Origin of the sequence: Pseudomethylobacillus aquaticus (assembly GCF_003730115.1) — a bacterium.
GTDB classification, from domain to species: Bacteria; Pseudomonadota; Gammaproteobacteria; order Burkholderiales; family Methylophilaceae; genus Pseudomethylobacillus; species Pseudomethylobacillus aquaticus.
This window is the reverse complement of the sequence record NZ_RJVP01000004.1, coordinates 219,800-238,359: the sequence shown is the minus strand read 5'-3', so window position 1 is coordinate 238,359 and position 18,560 is coordinate 219,800. Positions and strand designations below refer to the sequence as shown.

The following is an 18,560-nucleotide window of genomic DNA, read 5'->3' as shown; positions in this document are numbered from 1 at the left end:
CACCTGTTATCCAACATATTTCGCCAACAGCTCGGTGAGCTTCTGAAACAACTGTGCACGCGGTTTGATGTCGTCCTGAGACTGAATCAGGAAACTCTCCAACGCAGCATACAAGGCGATCGCATGGTCCACTTCCGGATTCGAACCTGCCCGATAAGCACCAATCTCTATCATGTCTTTATGGCGTTCACGCACGCTAAGCAAGCGCAGTATTTTTGTGATCAGCTGCTGCTGGTCTTTTGACCACAAGTCGGATGCCAATCGACTAATACTTGCCAAGGTATTAATCGCCGGATAGTGGCCATGATTAGCCAGATCTCGGGAAAGTACGATGTGCCCATCCAGAATGGCACGCATATGATCCGAGACTGGCTCATGCATGTCATCGCCCTCTACCAGCACGGTATAGATGCCGGTAATGGAGCCGCGACCCTCAAAGTTACCAGCACGCTCCAGCAGTTTTGGCAATGCGCCAAATGCCGATGGCGTATAACCACGTGCGGTGGCGGGCTCGCCCACCGCAAGCCCGATCTCGCGGTGGGCCATGGCAAAGCGAGTGACTGAATCCATGATCAGCAACACTTCCTTTTGCTTGGCGCAGAAATACTCTGCTATCGCCGTCGCTGTATGCGCTGCCAATTCTCGCACCAGCGCAGGCTGGTCCGAGGTAGCCACCACGATCACTGACCGGGACAGCGTGTCCGCTTGCAAGGCCTTGTCTATAAAATCTCGTACTTCACGTCCGCGCTCACCAATCAATGCAATGACATTGATATCCGCTTTTGTATGCCGGGCAATCATGCCAAGTAGCGTGGTCTTCCCCACACCACTGCCGGCGAAGATCCCGATACGCTGCCCCTTGCCCAAGGGCAGGAACGTATCAATCACACGTACGCCGGTCTCAAGCACCTCGGTGATTCTTTTGCGGTTGAGCGGGTTATGACAACCACCGCGCAAAGGCACTTGATCCGTGGCCTCTAGAGGCCGTCCATCCAACGGCTTCCCAAATGGATCAATCACTCGCCCTAGATACTGATTGCACACCTTGATGGTGGCTGCGCTACCCAGCGCGACAACTTCGCTATCCAGCCCGAGGCCTTTGGTTTCGCCATAAGGCATCAGCAAGGTGGTCTTGTCGCGGAAACCGACGATCTCTGCCATGCAGTCCGCCGTTCTGTGTTTGCCATTTTGTATGGTGCACAGATCGCCAACCAGGCCTCTTACACCAGAAGCCTCTACAACCAGACTGGAGATCTTGGTGACCCGACCCGCAGAACGATAAAGGCTCTTGCGCTGCAAATGCGCCACGGCCCTGGGCCAATCAACGTTATGTCGACTTAGCATGGAGCATTGCCTCTTTGAGATTCTGCGCAAACATCTGCAACTGCGTTTCTATCCGCGCGTCAATCAGGCCATCCTTCAATTTCACCACACAGCCACCCAGAGCGATTTGATCATCCACGACAATTGGCAGGCCAGAAAATACGCCGGCCCCCGTATGGTTGTTTCCACTCTCTTTATGCTGGTTGATATAAGCCCAATCTCGAGGCGAAATGCGCACTTCAATAAACTCTTCCTTCTGCAAGCCACTGAGGACTTCTGCGATGATCGCAGTGCATGCCTCCGGACTCAGCATCTGCTTGCCGAGCACCTTGCATACTGTCTCGAACACGAGTGAGCCGATGATGTTCTCTGCATCGAAAACTGTCTGATCAATAATCCCTGTCGCGTTCACGACCAGTTGCTTGAGCGCTACGGTTGCCGCCTGATGCTGTTTGCGGCCTTCCAGTTCGCCTTTTGTATATCCGCGTTCGAAACCGGTTCTCTCTGCTTCCTGCTCAAGTTCTTTTATGTGCTGAGTATTTTCCTCAGACATGAACACCTTGCCCACTGTTGAAGGGGATAGTGAAAGTGCTGCCTCGATAGGCTGTACGTCAACCTGAGCCACACTGTCTGGCAAGCTGCCCGCTGGCTTGCGATCAAGCTCGTGAGCACGTGATTTCCCTGCATGCTGGCCAATGCTCCCGGCACTCGCAAAAGGGGAGCTTAGCGAGACGGTATCGACAACGGACAGAGACTTGATTATCTCCCCCATCGAAACACCTTTTTAATGAGGTCAGGCAATAACGGTGTAGTAGAAGATTGCTTAGTCATGCCCGAGCTTGGTGGCGAATCAGGCAGCTGCGCAGCGACCACCGCCAGCAATACTGCCTGAGCGGCGACAGTAAGTGTCAGTGCGCCATCAAGATCACCGGTCATGAACTTGCGGCTATGCAGATCACTAGTACCAGCAGACCAGGGCCATGCAGCCAATGATTTCAGGCTTGCCAGAAAAGCAGGCGGTTCATCTTCAAACAGGAAATCGATCTGTGCAGCAGTGGCACGATGAATCACAAGGGCTGGCCCATCGGCTTTGTCCATGTCCGCCGCATCATAAGATGACGATGGTGAAGCAAGAATCGCTGGAATGTCCTGTGCTGCAATCTGCAAACCAAGGGCTTCGAGTTCTTCCAGCATCGGCTTGAAATAGGCTTGCGTCGCGACGGAGAGCTGCGACAGAACCCACGCCCTGTCATCGGCATGCAAAGCATGCAATTGCAGCGCGAACTTGTGCTCCTGGCCCAGATGTTCCATAAATTCAGAGACTTTTTGCATCTCTAGCCCACTGTGATATTTCTGCCAGAAGCTTAGCGCGCTGCTGTTCATCAATCTTTGTTGATCTGGGCTTTTTCCTGCACAGCAGATAAAGCATGATCAATAAAAACGCACCCAAGACCATCAGCATGGTGCGCATATCTAGCGTGCCTACAAAGCGGCTGGTGGAAGGCTCAGCGCCCACCAGTTCAGGCATCTCTTCTGGATCAGAACCGGATGAAACCAGCTCTTGATCTTGCTGATCAGTGTTTTCGTCATTGTGCGGCTGTGGCATGTCCAGACTATAAACAACCAGCCCATCACCTCTGGCTGGATTGATGCCCACCGCCATGGAAATCATTTCTTTAATTTTTTGCAGCTTGGCCTGATTGGCCGTGTCAGGAACGAGCACCCCAACGCTAAGTCGCAGGATATTGCCTGGGGACGACAGCACCTGCTCGATTCTGCGACCATTCTGGAACTCGACTTCCGTTGAGGAAGAGCTTGGCGCCGGATTACTCACAGCTTCGGCAGTGTCGTTCACGACATTCTCAGATGAGGCCCAATTTTCCTCAGTCTGAATATTCTCTCGACGACGTACTACCGCTCCGACTTCCTGGCCTTTTGTATTCGGCAAAGGCACTACATCCTCTTTGGTGACTTTGATCTGGTCGTAATTGAGTGAAACATCAACACTCACTATCGCCTTGCCTGGGCCAACCGCGCGATCCACGATGCTGACGATCTTGCGGGCCATGTAATCTTCCAGCTGCTTCTTTACATCCAGACGCTCATGCAATGCCGCATCCGCCTCGCGCATCATGGGTTGTCTGGTGACTGCAACGCCACGATGATCAACCACCGTCACTTCCGATGGGAGGATTTCAGGAACGGAGGCAGCCACCAAGCGCTGTATGCCGGAGATCTGCTCTGTAGAAAGGATGCGGTTGTCTTTCAACAAGATGCTCACCGAAGCCTTAGGTTTGGCCGTGCTTTTCTTGAACAAACCAGATTCCGGCAACACCAGATGCACGCGCGCAGATTTAACCTCGTCGAACGCCATGATGGTGCGTGACAGCTCACCCTGCAGTGCACGCTGATAATTTACTTTTTGGGAGAACTCCGTCATGCCAAATTCAGCATTGTTGAAAATCTCAAAACCGATCGCACCGTTGAGATTCAATCCTTTGCCCATGAGGCTCAGGCGCGTTTTGTAGACGGCATCTCGCTCCACAAGTATGGTCATGCCATCATTTGCAAGCTTATAAGGCACCTTGAGCCGGTCCAGCTCTGCCACCATGGCAGCCGCATCTTGCGGATTCAAATCGGAGAATAGCGTTTGATAATCCTCTTGCAGTAGCCAGTAAGTACCTACGGCGAAGGCGAGCACAACCAGCAGCAAACCAAGCACCAGGCCGGACCGCTTAAGTGAGGACATCTGTCCCCATTGCTTATTCATTTCTTCAAACAACGTAGACTCCTGGACCGGCTATATTTGCATGCGAAGAACTTCTTGATAGCCTTCGAGTAGTTTGTTGCGGACTTGTGTGAGCAATTGGAAGGACAGTTTTGCATCCTCAAGGGCCAGCATCACATGGTGAATATTGCTGGCCTTGCCAGCGGCCAGATCCTGTAAGGAAGAGGCCGCCACTGTCATTTTCTGGTTAACGGTATTTGCCTCAGCTAATAACTGATCCGCGAAGCCAATCTGTTGCGCTGGCGCCAAAGACAAGGCCTCTTTTGAAACGATTGCATCCAGATTCTCGATACGCATCACTTACACCCCACCGATCTCAAGTGCTTTCATTGCCATGGCCTTTGCCGCATTCATGGCGACCACATTGGCTTCGTACGACCTCACGGCTGTCATCATATTGACCATTTCCGCGACTGTATCGATGCCCGGATAGGCAACATATCCCTTCTCGTTAGCATCAGGATGGCCAGGTTCCTGCACAAAACGTGGCAATACCGTGCTTTGTTGTATGCGCACATCCGGCACACTCATCATGGAGCGTTCGATAGCAGAATAGGCTGGCGAGAATTTCTGCGTGCTGACACCGAATGCTTTTAAGGGTTTGAACGGCCCTCCATAGGCTGCACGTGTGGTGTGAACATTGGCTAAATTGATAGCGGCAACGTCCAGCCGTGCACGCTCCACATCCATCCCGGCCAAACTAATGGCAGACACATAACTAAAATCCATCACCTTCTCCCATCACTGGTGGCCAGCGCAATCGTACTCATATATTGATTAATGCCTTTAATCAGAGACTGATATTGCAGGACATTCTGGTTCAGCAGCACGGTATTGATATCCAGACGATTCTGACCACCCAATGACTGGATCGGCGACTCATGTGTAATGCGTGGCTGAAAGCCAGCAATAGTCACCTGCGATGAGGCCTTGCCCTGAGCGTGCGCAATCAGATCTGTAATCTGGTCTTCAAAACTGACTTTAACCGGACGATAACCAGCAGAATTCACATTGGCGATATTGCTGGCGATTGCTGATTGCCGTACGGACAAGCCATCCAGTGCCAATTCAACCGCCATCGCTGTCAGCCCCCCAAGTGCCAAGCTCATACTTCCCCCTTTAAGCTCAATTGAATCATTGCAGGACAAGCTCCGCATGCAAGGCGCCTGCAGCCTTGATGCCTTGCAGAATTGCAATAATGTCTCTGGTATTAACTTTGATTTTGTTCAATGCGATGACCAGATCAGCGACATTGCTGGTATCAGACAAGGTCACGATACCGCCTTGTGGTTCATCTACCCTGATCTGGGTGTTGGGTACTACCTGAGTTCTGATGTTGGGACCTGCCCTGCCTATAATTTGCGGCTGAGAAACAAAGAAATTCGTTTGCACCGAAACTTTCAAATCGCCATGGGCGACAGTGACTTTTGAAATCTTCACATCTCCTCCAGCGATGATCGTACCGGTACGTTCATTAATGACTACTCTGGCACGTGTGTCAGGTTGTACCTCAATGGTTTCCAGACTCGCCAGAAACGTCGCTGGGGCAGTGCGCTGGTCAGCTGGAATCTGTATGCGTACGGCACTCGAGTCACGTACCTGTGCTAATGGAGAATTGAATTTTGTATTAATCGCATCGGCTATACGCTGCACAGTTGTGTAGTTCGGGTCTGCTAAAACGAAATCCAGCGAACTATCTGCGCGAACCGGTGTAGAGAAGATATCTTGCTCTGCTTGAGCGCCTCCAGGAATCACGCCCCCCGTGGGGTGATTCTTTTGTGCGACATTCCCGTTCTGATCAAACTTGTAACCGCCTACTGAGACCGAACCCTGCGCCAAAGCATAGACTTTGCCATCCGGCCCCTTGAGGGGAGCCAGAATCAGGGTGCCACCAACCAGGCTGCGTGCATCGCCCAAGGAGGTTACCACCACATCCACGCGATCCCCCTGATGTGTCATCGGGGGCAATACCGCCATTAAACTGACAATCGCTACGTTGCGACTATTGATCTGGTCCAGCCCGACCGAAACATCAAAATTGGAGAGGAAGTTGGCAATCGACTGCCTTGTGGCACGACTTCTCGGTGAGTCGCCAGTGCCAGCCAGGCCAGTGACGATGCCAAACCCGATCAAATGGTTTTCCCGCCAGCCCTCCAGCTTACCGAGATCCTTGAGCTTGATGTCCGTTGCTACGGCAGCATGCAGATTGCCTGTGAGCAGTAGCAAACATATCCAGATAAGTACATTAATTCGCATGATTACAACAATCCCAGCATCGACACCAGGCGGGATAACCAGCCTTTGCGCTGACTTTCTGCCAGTATGCCATCACCGATATAGGTGATTTTTGCATCCGCGATGCGACTCGAAGCAACCGTATTCTGTTCATCGATGTCACGCGGCCTCACGCGGCCCTCCAGATTGATCGCCTGTTTTTCACCATTAATCTCTATCATCTGCTCACCTTTGACCTGAAGGTCGCCAGTTGCCGTAACAGATTGTACTGAGACAGATATCTGAGCGAGCAACTTGCCGGTTCGTGCAATTCTCCCACCGCCATCAAAACCTTCCTCCAGGCCAAGCGCATAGCTTTTCTGACTGTTCGGCGACAGAAAACGGATGCCGGTATCATTGCTTTTGTCGGTGTTGGTGCCTGACGTCGCGGTAGCACTCGAATTTTCCAGTACCAGCACCGTTAAAATATCACCCACCTGATAAGCACGCCGATCAGAGGTAAGCGCTCTGTAACGATCTGCCTTGTAAAGATTTTCTGCATAACCGAATTGGGGGAGCAAGATCACCAGAATCAACATCGTTAATTTATATATGGGCATGTCAGTCTCAAGCCAGAACCAAGATTAAGGGCAGCACATTCGCGGCGTATTTTCATGGCTATTGATTACTTTTATCTACGCAAATTATTGCTGATAGACAACATTTCGTCGGAAGCCTGGATGATCTTCGCGTTCAGCTCGTAAGCCCTTTGTGCCAGAACCAGATTAACCATCTCTTCAGCCAGTTTCACATTCGAAGATTCCAGATAGCCCTGAGAAAGCAGCCCCAGCCCATCTTCGCCAGGGCGGCCATTTTGCACCTGACCGGCTTTTTCAGTCGCGATAAACAAATTCTCTCCCAAGGCTTGCAAGCCTTCCAGATTAGGGAGTGAGGACAACTCAATTTGCCCCAGTTCCACCAGCTTGTTCTCGCTACTGGATCTGCCCAGCACCTTGCCCTGACTATCAATCACCAGTTCGAGAATGTCAGCGGGAATCTGGACTTGCTGCTTCAGTTCGTAGCCATGATTAGTACCCAGCAGGCCATCTTGCGTGACTTTCAAGGCGCCATGTCGGGTATATGCCGAACTGCCATCGGGCAGTAACACTTCAAACAATCCATTGCCACGTATCGCAACATCGTATGGTGACTCTGTTGCCTTGATATCGCCTTGCGTAAAGGATTTGCTGTTTGACGAAACCAGCGTGCCCATGCCGATTGCAATAGGTGTTGATGCGGGCGAGGTATAACCAAGGTTTGATGGCTGATGTATGGCCTGATAAAAAGTGTCCTCAAACGAGACCCGGTTTTTCTTGAATCCGGTGGTATTTACGTTGGCCAGATTGTTTGCAATCACATCAACATTAAGTTGTTGTGCCTGCATGCCGGTTGCACCTATGTAGATGGAATCAATCATCAATCATCCTTTTGCATATCGTGACTAGAATTGCCCCAGATTTCTCAGTGACTTGTCATTCAGCTCATCGTAAGCCTGCAGTATCCGGTGACTCATTTCAAAATGCCGGAAGGTTTCGAGCATACGTACCATCTCTTGTGCAGAGTCAACATTGGAACTCTCCAACTGCCCCTGAGCCACGCGCGCACGCTGATTAATTTGAGGAGTGGCGTTGTCTGTAGCGACCACCATGCCAGTACCTATACTGGCCAGGGCGTTAGTGGAATCGAAGCTCACGAGCTTGATTTGTCCAAGCTCTTTGCCTTGATCATAGATTTTCCCGGCACGATCAATGACAGGCGTAGGTGTTGTCAGAAAAATCTCGCCGGAGACTCCCATGATTGGAAATCCAGCCTGTGTGACCAAACGTCCGCCCTCATCAAGCCTGAAGTTACCCTGCCGAGTATAAGCCGTACCATTATCAGACTGTATTTCAAAGAAGCCATCCCCCAAAAGTGCCAGATCAAGGGCACCGGCAGTCTGCTTTAACGCGCCTGGGCGGAAGTCCAAGGCAGATCTCAGCCCTGCAGGTAATATCGTATTACCACTGTGAGCATTCAATGCAGCAGGCTCGACACCCATTTGCCCAGCAGCGACCAGATATTCACGCTTGAACCCTGTCGTCAGAATATTGACTGCATTGTTAGCTGCCACATTCATACGCTGCATGTCATGCTGAATTGCTAATGTCGTTAAACTGATGGGATCAATCATGCAAATTTCCTTTGAGTTTTGCTTCCACCGCATAAACATGCACCAGCAGGATGGCCACCAGCTCGTACAGATCGGCGGAGATTTCTGATTCCGTGGGCAGACTGAACAAACGGTCTACCAACTTCCCATCCTTGATCAATTTGTGCGGCTGGCTTTCATTGTGAAACTCCTGCACTACCTTGTCCGCAAAAAGACCTGATGCTTTTAGGATCACCGAAGGCAATTTTGCCTGTTCTTTTTTGTATGCCAAGCCCACAATTTTCTTAATGGTCATTTAAAGTAGCCGGTACAGGCTGTCCTGTGTCAACACATGCTCGACGATAGCCGATGCAGGACGTGACAGTTTGGATATCAACTCATAATCAGCATGCTCGAGATGCCAGCCAGCGTCATGCATCTCACTCGCCAAGGCTTCACCATGCTGCTCCAGCTCGCCAGCCATCATGGCCGATGTGGCTTGAAATTTAAGCGTGGCTTGCTGATTTACCACATTGGCATCCACTTGCACCTCGCCCAGTTCTGTGTGCAAACAAAAGCGCAGGTGTCGGCATTTCATACCGTTTTGTCGCTCGGCTTCCGAGGCATCATCGAACAAGGCAAGATCAAACTCACGGATATGTCCATCGATCATGATGGGAAGTGTATGCAGCCTATGTTGAACAGAGGCACCGGTTTGTACATTCATCAAAAGCGAGATCAGGTCATTGTCCCCACCATCTTCGCCGTCCTCAAACTGCTGAGACATATTTGTCTCCGGGGCAACCTGATCCATCAATGGCAAATTGCCAGCGCTGGCACGTAGTAGTTTGGCTTGATTCATTTGCAGCTGGAACTGCTGCTCAAGATGCTCGGCAAGGACCTTGATAATGCCGGTATAAAGCGCATTCGCATTGACCTCAGTATCGCTGGAAATAGGCGCAGCATTGTCAGGCAGGTATTCGACTAACGTAAACCTGCCACCGCCAGGCATCTGTGAATCCAGCAAGCGTTTGTAAACCGCCTGGATCAGTTCGGCAGTTAAGGGAACACCTAACTTGGCAAGATAAAGACCAGCCCTGATCGCAAGCAGAGGTTCAGATAATCCTTGCATAGAGTTATGCACCAGTTGAAATTGCGTATCAGTCAGTGCAATCCTCCAACGCAGCATCTCGTTTTTGAGTAGCGAGGATGGCTGTGAGGACGCCACTTCTGGAGCAGGTGTACTGCGCTCTGCCGGCTTCGCTAAAAGATGATGTGTCATACGAATGGAAACGGTACGTTCCGAAACACCAATCACCTTGCCTTCGATCAAGTCCCCTACCGTCAGCGGAATGGCAGAGTCTACGACACGCTCCTGTCCAGCCAGCGTAATCGCATATTGATGCTCACTGTGCTGACGCATGATTCTGCCTTTGAGAATCTGTCCCGCTGTCAGCGATTGCAACCATTGATCTTTTTCCAGCGCATGAATGGTCTGCGTCAGCGCAGTTGATTGCTGACTTGCAATTCCGGCCAGAATCGCAGAGGTTTTCAAACCTTGACTACTCCGAACGACTGCAGTCGAAGCGTGTTCGGCACTTCGCTCATTGACACAATCGCCAGATGAGGCAACACGCGCTCAGTAATGCTGCGTAGATGACGACGCAACTCCGGGGCGCATAGCAATACTGGAGAGAAATTATTCTTCATCATGGTTTCAACCTGTCCAGCCAATTTGCTGATGACTTGCTCGGCAAATCTGGGATCCAGCACCAAGCGGGTACTGTCATCAGAGGCCTGAATAGCCTCGGCAATTTTCTGCTCAATAACCGGATCCAGGGTCAGTACAGACAACTCTGTGCGATTCCCGATCAGAGCTTGACAAATGGCGGGGCCGAGACGGTTTCGTACCACTTCGGTCAGCACATCAGCCTGCTTTGATTGGCGTCCTGCATCTGCAAGCACCTCGAGAATGGCTTCCAGATTACGGATGGATACCTTTTCTCTTAACAGATTTTGTAACACCTTCTGGATTTCGACTAGAGATAGCACACCAGGAATTAACTCTTCAACCAGACTGGCATTTTTCGCGCGCGCGCGGTCAAGCAAGATGGTCGTTTCAGAACGGGTCAGCAAATTCGCCGCATTACGTCGTAACAGCTCGGTGAGATGTGTCACAAATACCGTTAGCGGATCGACCAAGGTAAACCCCTTGCTACGCGCAGTTGCCCGTTGCTGCTCGGATATCCAAACAGCAGGCAAGCCATAAGTCGGATCTTTTGTTTCTGTGCCCTCTAGCTGACCGGAAGTGCCTGAAGGATGGATGGCAAGAATATGTTCAGGGACAAGACTGGCGTCACCAGACACGACCCCAAAAATAGCAACCTGATAAGACAAAGTTGGCAACTTCTTATCGTCACGAATCTTGACCTTGGGCATGATAAACCCAGCTTCAAGCGCATATTGTTTGCGGAATGCGCCTATGCGCTCAACTAACGTCGAATCGTCCGTATTCACCAATCCTATCAAGCCCTGGCCAACCCTGACTTCAATTGGATCTACCGTAAGCAGGTTCTCTAGATCATCACTGGCGTCCGATGCCGCTTCGCTATCAGCACTGGCGCTGACTTTCTTTGCACTGCGTACAAATAAAGCAAGCACGCCAAGTGCGATCACAATTGCAATCAATGGCAGCAGTGGCATTCCAGGCAATAAACCGACCCCCAGCAGCGCGATCATCACCAGGCCAAGCACTCTTGGATAAGCTGATATCTGGGTTGCGATCTCATTGCTGAGTCGACTGTCGGTACCAGAGCGCGTCACGATTATGCCGGTACCCACGGCAATCACCAGTGCTGGCACCTGCGTGACAATGCCATCTCCAATAGTGAGCAGGGTAAAGGTCTGGGCGGCCTCTTGCCAGCTCATACCCATTTGCATCACCCCAACCGCAAGCCCGCCAAAAATATTGATCAACAGGATCACAATACCGGCAATAGCGTCACCTTTAACGAACTTGCTGGCGCCATCCATTGCGCCGTAAAAGTTAGCTTCCTTCTCGATATTCTTACGTCTGCGCTGAGCTTCAGCCTGATCGATAAACCCCATGTTCAAATCAGCATCAATGCTCATTTGCTGACCGGGCATGCTATCCAGAGTAAATCTGGCGGCAACTTCTGCAACACGCTGTGCGCCATTGGTGACCACTACGTATTGCACGACGACCAGAATCAGAAACACCACCAGACCAATCACGTAATTGCTCTGCACCACATGCGAACCGATCGCGCCGATCACTTTGCCCGCATCGCCATCGCTCAGAATCAGGCGAGTAGCGGCAATATTCAGCGACAAACGAAACAAGGTGGCGATCAGCAACATGGGTGGAAATGTAGAGAAATCCACTGGCTTTTCTACATAGAACGTCAGCAGCAAAATAACCAGTGCGAAGCTGAGATTCAGCAGCAGTAGGAAATCCAGCAGCTTGGAAGGGATAGGCGTAAACAAAATGAGCAAAATGCCCAACATACCAACCACCAGAAACAGATCGGAATTATTTCCGAATACCTTGCGCCAGTAGCCCATCTAGCTTGACCTCCGTGCTGGCAACGGCATATTTCTTAACGAATAGGCCCAAAACAGGATTTTTGCTACCACTGAATAATGCTCCACGGGAACAGCTTGTTCGATTGCGACCTGGTGAAACAATTGGCGTGCCAGCACCTTGTTCTCGACGATAGGGACATGATGTTTGCGCGCCATATAACGCATCCTAGCAGCCAGAAAACCTGCGCCTTTGGCTATTACCAGCGGCGCATCCACTGTATCCCTGTCATATTTAACGGCGATTGCAATGTGCGTAGGGTTGGTAATTAACACATCCGCCTCCTTCACCCGGCCCATGCTGCGTGCACGCTTCACTGCTTCGCGCTGCAACTCGCGCAAACGTGCACGGATACGTGGGTCGCCCTCGCGACGCTTGTGCTCATCGGTAATATCGCGACGGCTCATACGTAGCTGCTTGGCATAATCCCATTTGCTGAATACCAGATCGATCAGGGCAATAAACACCAATGCGAGTAACAATTTAAATAGCAGTGCAATAATGACCGGTATCAGGAGAGAACCGATAGAAGCGCTGTGTACTTGTGAGCTGATAATAAATTTGGGAAGTGCCGCGGCAACAACACTGTAAAGCACCCAACCCAACAGGATAAATTTCAAGATGGTTTTGATGGATTCGATCAGGAAGCGCACAGAGAATAAGCGTTTGAATCCAGTAATCGGGTTGATTCTTGCGAGATCCGGCTTTAACGGGAAGAACGTAAAGATCGGTCCAACTTGCATGAAATTGGCAAGCGCTCCGAAGGCCATCAATAGCAGAAACAAAGGCGCCAACATCAACAATGCCTCTGCAAGCAAAGCTGCGAGATGGCCAGCCAACTCACCTGTTCCAAACGTAGCGTGATGGCTATTCGATAAAATCTGATGCGCGAGCATCAGCTCACCTTCGACGATCTTATCGCCCCAGATATACAATACGATCAGGGCTGTGGCCAGCACCATCCATGAGTTCACATCCAGGCTTTTGGGAACGGAGCCCTTCTTGCGTGCCTCTTCCAACTTGTGTGGTGTGGCTGCTTCATTACGATTCTGATCCTGTTCTGCCATTTATGTCACTGCCTTGCCCCATGTAGTAAAGATGGAATCAAACAGCATGTGGATGATGCCGCCAGAGAATGGAACCACAATGGCCAGTATGATCAGCCCCACAATCACCTTCAAGCCAAGAGACAAAATGAATACATTCATCTGCGGCATCGTGCGTGACATGAATGCCATACCGATATCAATCAACAACAAGCACAGTACTACTGGAGCAACGATGGCAAACCCTAGCGAAAAGCAGGCACCGAAATAAGCAATGAAAACACCGATATCAAGATTGGCAATCCCGGCTCCTAGCGGCAACTTCATAAATGACAGCTGCAACACTTGCAACATCGCCAGATGCCCATCAATCAAAAAAAACATCAACACGGCTAACATCGACAGGATGCTACCCACCAAAGGCATATTGTTGCGTGTCGCGATATCAACCAAGCCAGCCAAACCAAATCCGATCTGGAAATCCAGCAAGCGCCCACCAAAATGAAACGCTGCGAAGCCTGCAAAGAGTACGGATGCCATAGCCGCTCCGATGATGAGTTCAGCGACTGCTGCAGATACCAACCAGGCCAGATCAACCGTTCCCAACTCCGGCCAATACACCGTGTTGGCAAAAGCAAGTGAAATTCCCAGCACAAGCAATACCCTCGCCATGTTCGGAACGGGGATGCCGGCAAAGATCGGCGTCGCGATAAACAAAGTGCTGAGGCGTATCGAGATGAGCAATACAGCTAACGCCCAATTGAATAGTGCGGCGGCCACTAGAAATACCCCGGGATACCTGCGATAACCGAAGCCGAGTAATTTACCAACAGCTTCAGCATCCACGGCCCGAATATTTGCAGAACCAACACCACCGTTACGATCTTGGGGATAAACGAAAGCGACATTTCCTGAATTTGCGTCACCACCTGAAAGATGCTGACCAATATGCCCACTACCATGACCACAAACAGTAGTGGTGCCATGATCAACAGCCCAACCCAGAACATGTGCGAGACCAGCTGTAATGCCGCGTCGCTAGTCATGCATAACCCCTTTATCAAACCAAACCTAAAATAGGTGGCCCAGTGATTATTGTTTACATTTTCCCGGCAAAAAATACCACTTCTGTACTACATCGCCCCCTAGTCGTACGCATTACGTTTCAACAGCGCTTTACTGCGTTATCTGTGTAGCAGTTAAAAGTCACTAATCCAAAGTAATGAAGCAGTGCTGACTCCAACATTATTTTTCAGATCGCCTGAGAGACAAGGTTAACTTTTCAGTAAGATGGTGCATTAAAAGAGAGTAAACAACTATTATATGCATTCATATTGCTTGCTATAAGGCTTCTATCGGCTTGATTACTATATATTTTGTCAGAAAGTGATTTCCCTTCGTTTAAATACTGATCCGTATTTAACAAAAAGCCCTCGAAATGATTCGAGGGCTTTTCTATTCCATCTGATTCAGATTCAGCCAAACAAGGCTGGAATCAATGTTCAGTTTAGCTGAACAGCTTCTTCAGCCAACCGAACACACCACCACCCGTGGTGCCATGAGCGATTGCGGTGATTTCAGCAGCGGATGCAGCTGGGTCAGCAGCACCGTAGATAGCAGCGCCAGCAACGATGATGGTCGCGCCAGCGTCACGTACTTGAGCAGTGGTTGCAGCCTTCACACCACCAGCAACCGAGATCTTCACGCCGGTGTTCAGGCTGGCGATCAGTGCCAGGTCGGTGAATGGGGTGCCGCCAGCGGCTTGTTGGTCCAGACCGGTGTGCACGCCAATGATGTGTGCGCCCAGCTTGACCGCTTCTTGAGTGCGGGTGGCTTTGTCGGTCACGTTGATCAGGTCAACTTGCGCTTCTTTGCCATACTTGTTGGCAACATCGATCACACCCTTGATGGTGCCCAGGTCAGCGGTACCCAGAACGGTACAAATGTCAGCACCAGCTTTGTAGAATGGCTCGGCTTCGTAGAAACCAGCGTCCATGGTCTTCAGGTCAACCAGGATCTTGTTATTTGGGAATTTGGCACGTAGTGTCTTCAGCAGATCAATACCGTTGTGCTTGATGCATGGGGTACCGATTTCCAGAATGTCGACATGAGGCGCAACTTTTGCCGCCAGAGCGACCGTTGCGTCAAAGTCCAATGAGTCCAATGCCATTTGGGTTAATGCCATGATGCTTCCTCCACAGGTTTACGAAAATAGTGTTCTATCGCAGACTTTTTCAGTCATGCGACACTATATCTTGTTATGACAGTGGCTTGCAATATGCCGCCATCATTCAACAAATGTGAGGGAATTAAGGCCTAGCTAGTAACTAACTCGCGTAAGGCATGCACCAGCGCATTACATTCGGCATCCGTACCGATGGTAATGCGTAAAAACGCCGAGATACGGGCGGGGTTTTTGAAATGTCGCACGATGATGCTGCGTTCACGCAACTGTTGCGCCAGCGCGGCCCCATCATGTGACGGATGACGTACAAAAATAAAATTGGCCGCAGAAGGCAAGGCTTCGAAGCCCAGCGCCTGCAGATCGCTGACCAGTTGCTCGCGCGTGGTGATCACCCGCTGACGGGTCTGCTGGAACCAGGCCTCGTCCTGCATGGCGGCGATGGCACCTGCCTGGGCGAAGCGGTCCAGCGGATAGGAATTGAAGCTGTCTTTGACCCTTACCAGCGCTTCGATCAGGTCAGCATGGCCGACCGCGTAGCCGACGCGCAAGCCCGCCAGTGAGCGCGATTTGGACAGGGTGTGCGTCACCAGCAACTGAGGATAGCGGTTGACCAGCTGCACGGCCGATTCGCAACCGAAATCCACATACGCTTCATCGATCACCACCACGGAATCCGGGTTGGCCTGCAACAGCCGCTCGATCTCGGTGAGCGGCAAGGCGCAGCTGGTGGGCGCATTCGGGTTAGGGAAGATGATGCCGCCATTGGGGCGCAGATAGTCATCGACACTGATCTGGAAGTCTTCGGTGAGTGCTATGGTTTGGTACTCGATACCATACAGGCCGCAGTAAACCGGGTAAAAGCTGTAGGTGATGTCCGGGAACAGCAGCGGCTCATCGTGTTTGAGCAAGGCATGGAACACGTGCGCCAGCACTTCATCCGAGCCGTTGCCCACGAACACCTGCGCTGTTATCAGGCCATGATAATCGGCAATGGCGGTCTTCAGCGCATCCGAATTCGGGTCTGGATACAGGCGCAGGCTATAGGCGGCCTGAGCACGCATGGCCTCCAGCACCGCATCACTGGGCGGGTATGGGTTTTCGTTGGTGTTGAGCTTGATCAGCTTGCTTAGCTTGGGCTGTTCCCCTGGCACATAAGGGGTCAGGCTGTGCACCACATCACTCCAGTAGCGACTCACGACGCCTCCTCAGGCTTGGTCTTGAGACGGTACTCTGCGGAGCGCGCGTGCGCGTGCAGACCTTCACCGTAGGCCAGCGTGGCCGCCACTTTGCCCAGCGTCTGGGCGCCTTCGGACGACACCATGATCAGACTGGAGCGCTTCTGGAAGTCATAGACACCCAGTGGTGACGAAAAACGCGCGGTACGCGAGGTGGGCAACACGTGGTTAGGGCCAGCACAGTAATCGCCCAGTGCCTCGCAGGTGTCGCGCCCCATGAAGATGGCGCCAGCATGGCGGATCTTCTGGCTGTAGGGCAGCGGGTCTGCCATCGACAGCTCCAAGTGTTCGGGCGCGATGTAATTGGCGATGTCGGCCGCTTCGTCCAGGTCCTTGACCTGGATCAGCGCGCCACGGTTTTCGATGGAGGTGCGAATAATGTCCTTGCGCGGCATCTCTTCCACCTGACGTGCCATGCTGGCTGCGACCTGGTCGAGGAACTCGGCATTGGGTGACAGCAGGATGGATTGTGCCAGCTCGTCATGCTCCGCCTGTGAGAACAGGTCCATGGCGACCCAATCCGGGTTGCTTAAGCCATCGGAGATCACCAGGATCTCGGATGGCCCCGCCACCATGTCGATACCGACCACACCGAACACACGGCGCTTGGCGGCAGCCACATAGGCGTTACCAGGGCCGACGATCTTGTCGACCTGTGGCACGGTTTGCGTGCCATAGGCCAGCGCGCCCACGGCTTGCGCGCCGCCTATGCAGAACACGCGGTCCACCCCACAGATCGCGGCGGCGGCCAGCACCAGGGCATTTTTCTCGCCAGCCGGCGTGGGCACCACCATGATCAGCTCTTTGACACCGGCCACCTTGGCTGGGATGGCGTTCATGAGCACCGAGGAAGGATAGGCGGCTTTTCCGCCCGGCACGTACAGGCCCACGCGGTCCAGCGCCGTGACCTGCTGACCCAGCAAGGTGCCATCGGCTTCGGTGTAGCTCCACGACGACATCAATTGTTTCTCGTGGTAGCTGCGCACACGTTCGGCAGCGGATTGCAGCGCTTCACGCTGTGCAGCTGGCAGGCTGTCCAGTGCTGCCTGCAGCTCCGCGTGGCCCAGCTCCAGCGCGTCCATGCTGGCTGCTGCCAGGCGATCGAAGCGCTGGGTATAGTCCAGCACTGCGGCATCGCCGCGCTGTTTCACATCACGCAGAATGTCCGCCACCACCTGGTCGATGCGGTCATCCTGCGCGGTCTCAAAAGCCAACAGCGCTTTCAGCGCTGCATCGAAGTTGGCATCGGCCGTTGATAATCGTTTGACGTTCATGTTTCTACTTTCTGTTTCACCCTGCATTAACTGCGCGCGCAAAGGCATCCATGATGCTTTGCAGACGTTCGCGCTTGAGCTTGAACGCGGCTTGATTGACCACCAGCCGGGAACTGATGGCACTGATTTCTTCTACTGCCTGCAGATGATTGGCACGCAAGGTGCCACCGGTACTGACCAGATCGACGATGGCGTCTGCCAGCCCGACCAGCGGCCCCAGCTCCATGGAACCGTACAGCTTGATCAGGTCTACGTGCATGCCCTTGGCGGCAAAGTGCTCACGCGCCGTCTTCACATACTTGGTCACCACTTTGAGGCGTGCACCACGGCGGATCGAGCCCTGATAATCAAAGCCTTCGCGCACTGCCACCATCATCTTGCAACGTGCGATATTGAGGTCCAGCGGCTGATACAGCCCTGCTCCGCCATGCTCATCCAGCACGTCCTTGCCGGCAATGCCGATATCGGCCGCGCCATGCTGCACATAGGTAGGCACGTCAGTGGCACGCACGATGATGAGCCGCACATCATCACAGTTGGTCGGCAGGATCAGCTTGCGGGAAGACTCCGGATTCTCCAGCGCCACAATGCCAGCCGCCGCCAGCAATGGCGTGGTCTCTTCAAAAATACGGCCTTTCGACAGGGCGATGGTGATCATGGTTGCACTCGTTGTTTACGTTTTGTCTGCTTTTTGTTGCGTGCA

Annotated in this window: 21 protein-coding genes; all 21 read right to left on the bottom strand. The window is 52.1% G+C overall.

The genetic code is table 11. From position 1 onward, the window contains the following. Positions 1–6 precede the first annotated feature (6 nt). The 21 genes from ED236_RS09245 to hisG all read right to left on the bottom strand — a co-directional run bounded on the left by ED236_RS09245 (position 7) and on the right by hisG (position 18,515). Positions 7–1,344, bottom strand: coding sequence for a FliI/YscN family ATPase (locus ED236_RS09245; RefSeq protein ID WP_123237679.1), 1,338 nt, complete (start codon positions 1,342–1,344; stop codon positions 7–9). After that, a complete protein-coding gene (locus ED236_RS09240; RefSeq protein WP_123237678.1) occupies positions 1,328–2,095 on the bottom strand; it encodes a FliH/SctL family protein in 768 nt (255 codons plus the stop codon). The genes ED236_RS09245 and ED236_RS09240 overlap by 17 nt, the downstream gene beginning before the upstream one ends. Next, on the bottom strand, positions 2,083–2,655 hold the full coding sequence (locus ED236_RS09235; RefSeq protein ID WP_123237677.1) for a hypothetical protein: 573 nt from the start codon (positions 2,653–2,655) through the stop codon (positions 2,083–2,085). The genes ED236_RS09240 and ED236_RS09235 overlap by 13 nt, the downstream gene beginning before the upstream one ends. Continuing rightward, a complete protein-coding gene (gene fliF, locus ED236_RS09230; RefSeq protein ID WP_148042277.1) occupies positions 2,639–4,105 on the bottom strand; it encodes a flagellar basal-body MS-ring/collar protein FliF in 1,467 nt (488 codons plus the stop codon). The genes ED236_RS09235 and fliF overlap by 17 nt, the downstream gene beginning before the upstream one ends. Before the next feature lie 18 nt (positions 4,106–4,123). Then, positions 4,124–4,408 (bottom strand): flagellar hook-basal body complex protein FliE, encoded by a 285-nt coding sequence (fliE, locus tag ED236_RS09225; protein WP_123237675.1) that lies wholly within the window; start codon positions 4,406–4,408, stop codon positions 4,124–4,126. A gap of 3 nt (positions 4,409–4,411) precedes the next feature. After that, a complete protein-coding gene (gene flgC / locus ED236_RS09220; RefSeq protein WP_123237674.1) occupies positions 4,412–4,840 on the bottom strand; it encodes a flagellar basal body rod protein FlgC in 429 nt (142 codons plus the stop codon). Then, entirely contained in the window at positions 4,840–5,220 is a 381-nt protein-coding gene (locus ED236_RS09215; protein WP_162299601.1) for a flagellar basal body rod protein FlgB, read from the bottom strand. Before ED236_RS09215 ends, flgC begins: the two co-directional genes overlap by 1 nt. Positions 5,221–5,245: 25 nt before the next feature. Continuing rightward, the gene (locus ED236_RS09210; RefSeq protein ID WP_205125666.1) at positions 5,246–6,337 is read right to left on the bottom strand and encodes a flagellar basal body P-ring protein FlgI; all 1,092 of its coding nucleotides are present in this window, start codon (positions 6,335–6,337) and stop codon (positions 5,246–5,248) included. Positions 6,338–6,369: 32 nt separating this feature from the next. After that, a complete protein-coding gene (locus tag ED236_RS09205) occupies positions 6,370–6,945 on the bottom strand; it encodes a flagellar basal body L-ring protein FlgH (protein ID WP_123237671.1) in 576 nt (191 codons plus the stop codon). A gap of 71 nt (positions 6,946–7,016) precedes the next feature. After that, on the bottom strand, positions 7,017–7,802 hold the full coding sequence (gene flgG, locus ED236_RS09200; RefSeq protein WP_123237670.1) for a flagellar basal-body rod protein FlgG: 786 nt from the start codon (positions 7,800–7,802) through the stop codon (positions 7,017–7,019). Positions 7,803–7,826: 24 nt separating this feature from the next. Then, on the bottom strand, positions 7,827–8,555 hold the full coding sequence (locus ED236_RS09195; RefSeq protein WP_162299600.1) for a flagellar hook-basal body protein: 729 nt from the start codon (positions 8,553–8,555) through the stop codon (positions 7,827–7,829). After that, positions 8,548–8,829, bottom strand: a complete 282-nt coding sequence (locus tag ED236_RS09190; protein ID WP_123237668.1) for a hypothetical protein — start codon at positions 8,827–8,829, stop codon at positions 8,548–8,550. Before ED236_RS09190 ends, ED236_RS09195 begins: the two co-directional genes overlap by 8 nt. Further along, a complete protein-coding gene (locus tag ED236_RS09185; protein ID WP_123237667.1) occupies positions 8,830–10,068 on the bottom strand; it encodes a flagellar hook-length control protein FliK in 1,239 nt (412 codons plus the stop codon). Next, positions 10,065–12,098, bottom strand: coding sequence for a flagellar biosynthesis protein FlhA (gene flhA, locus ED236_RS09180; RefSeq protein ID WP_123237666.1), 2,034 nt, complete (start codon positions 12,096–12,098; stop codon positions 10,065–10,067). Before flhA ends, ED236_RS09185 begins: the two co-directional genes overlap by 4 nt. Continuing rightward, the gene (flhB, locus tag ED236_RS09175; protein WP_123237665.1) at positions 12,099–13,184 is read right to left on the bottom strand and encodes a flagellar biosynthesis protein FlhB; all 1,086 of its coding nucleotides are present in this window, start codon (positions 13,182–13,184) and stop codon (positions 12,099–12,101) included. Further along, the gene (locus ED236_RS09170; protein ID WP_162299599.1) at positions 13,185–13,943 is read right to left on the bottom strand and encodes a flagellar biosynthetic protein FliR; all 759 of its coding nucleotides are present in this window, start codon (positions 13,941–13,943) and stop codon (positions 13,185–13,187) included. Beyond that, complete coding sequence (fliQ, locus tag ED236_RS09165) at positions 13,943–14,209, bottom strand: flagellar biosynthesis protein FliQ (protein ID WP_123237709.1); 267 nt, start codon at positions 14,207–14,209, stop codon at positions 13,943–13,945. Before fliQ ends, ED236_RS09170 begins: the two co-directional genes overlap by 1 nt. Before the next feature lie 461 nt (positions 14,210–14,670). After that, positions 14,671–15,348: a 3-hexulose-6-phosphate synthase gene (hxlA, locus tag ED236_RS09160; RefSeq protein ID WP_123237663.1), complete on the bottom strand. Its 678-nt coding sequence runs from the start codon at positions 15,346–15,348 to the stop codon at positions 14,671–14,673. Between the two features lie 131 nt (positions 15,349–15,479). After that, positions 15,480–16,544 (bottom strand): histidinol-phosphate transaminase, encoded by a 1,065-nt coding sequence (hisC, locus tag ED236_RS09155; protein WP_123237662.1) that lies wholly within the window; start codon positions 16,542–16,544, stop codon positions 15,480–15,482. After that, the gene (gene hisD, locus ED236_RS09150) at positions 16,541–17,857 is read right to left on the bottom strand and encodes a histidinol dehydrogenase (protein ID WP_123237661.1); all 1,317 of its coding nucleotides are present in this window, start codon (positions 17,855–17,857) and stop codon (positions 16,541–16,543) included. Before hisD ends, hisC begins: the two co-directional genes overlap by 4 nt. Positions 17,858–17,873: 16 nt before the next feature. Beyond that, entirely contained in the window at positions 17,874–18,515 is a 642-nt protein-coding gene (gene hisG, locus ED236_RS09145; RefSeq protein WP_123237660.1) for an ATP phosphoribosyltransferase, read from the bottom strand. Positions 18,516–18,560: the final 45 nt, after the last annotated feature.

Bases quoted from the DNA above. Each gene is read 5' to 3' on its own strand.
- fliE (WP_123237675.1), bottom strand. From the start codon at position 4,408: ATGCGTATCGAGAATCTGGATGCAATCGTTTCAAAAGAGGCCTTGTCT.
- flgC (WP_123237674.1), bottom strand. From the start codon at position 4,840: ATGGATTTTAGTTATGTGTCTGCCATTAGTTTGGCCGGGATGGATGTG.
- fliQ (WP_123237709.1), bottom strand. From the start codon at position 14,209: ATGACTAGCGACGCGGCATTACAGCTGGTCTCGCACATGTTCTGGGTT.
- ED236_RS09240 (WP_123237678.1), bottom strand. From the start codon at position 2,095: ATGGGGGAGATAATCAAGTCTCTGTCCGTTGTCGATACCGTCTCGCTA.
- ED236_RS09190 (WP_123237668.1), bottom strand. From the start codon at position 8,829: ATGACCATTAAGAAAATTGTGGGCTTGGCATACAAAAAAGAACAGGCA.
- ED236_RS09215 (WP_162299601.1), bottom strand. From the start codon at position 5,220: ATGAGCTTGGCACTTGGGGGGCTGACAGCGATGGCGGTTGAATTGGCA.
- flgG (WP_123237670.1), bottom strand. From the start codon at position 7,802: ATGATTGATTCCATCTACATAGGTGCAACCGGCATGCAGGCACAACAA.
- ED236_RS09205 (WP_123237671.1), bottom strand. From the start codon at position 6,945: ATGCCCATATATAAATTAACGATGTTGATTCTGGTGATCTTGCTCCCC.
- hxlA (WP_123237663.1), bottom strand. From the start codon at position 15,348: ATGGCATTAACCCAAATGGCATTGGACTCATTGGACTTTGACGCAACG.
- hisD (WP_123237661.1), bottom strand. From the start codon at position 17,857: ATGAACGTCAAACGATTATCAACGGCCGATGCCAACTTCGATGCAGCG.
- hisG (WP_123237660.1), bottom strand. From the start codon at position 18,515: ATGATCACCATCGCCCTGTCGAAAGGCCGTATTTTTGAAGAGACCACG.
- ED236_RS09235 (WP_123237677.1), bottom strand. From the start codon at position 2,655: ATGCAAAAAGTCTCTGAATTTATGGAACATCTGGGCCAGGAGCACAAG.
- flhB (WP_123237665.1), bottom strand. From the start codon at position 13,184: ATGGCAGAACAGGATCAGAATCGTAATGAAGCAGCCACACCACACAAG.
- ED236_RS09245 (WP_123237679.1), bottom strand. From the start codon at position 1,344: ATGCTAAGTCGACATAACGTTGATTGGCCCAGGGCCGTGGCGCATTTG.
- ED236_RS09195 (WP_162299600.1), bottom strand. From the start codon at position 8,555: ATGATTGATCCCATCAGTTTAACGACATTAGCAATTCAGCATGACATG.
- flhA (WP_123237666.1), bottom strand. From the start codon at position 12,098: ATGGGCTACTGGCGCAAGGTATTCGGAAATAATTCCGATCTGTTTCTG.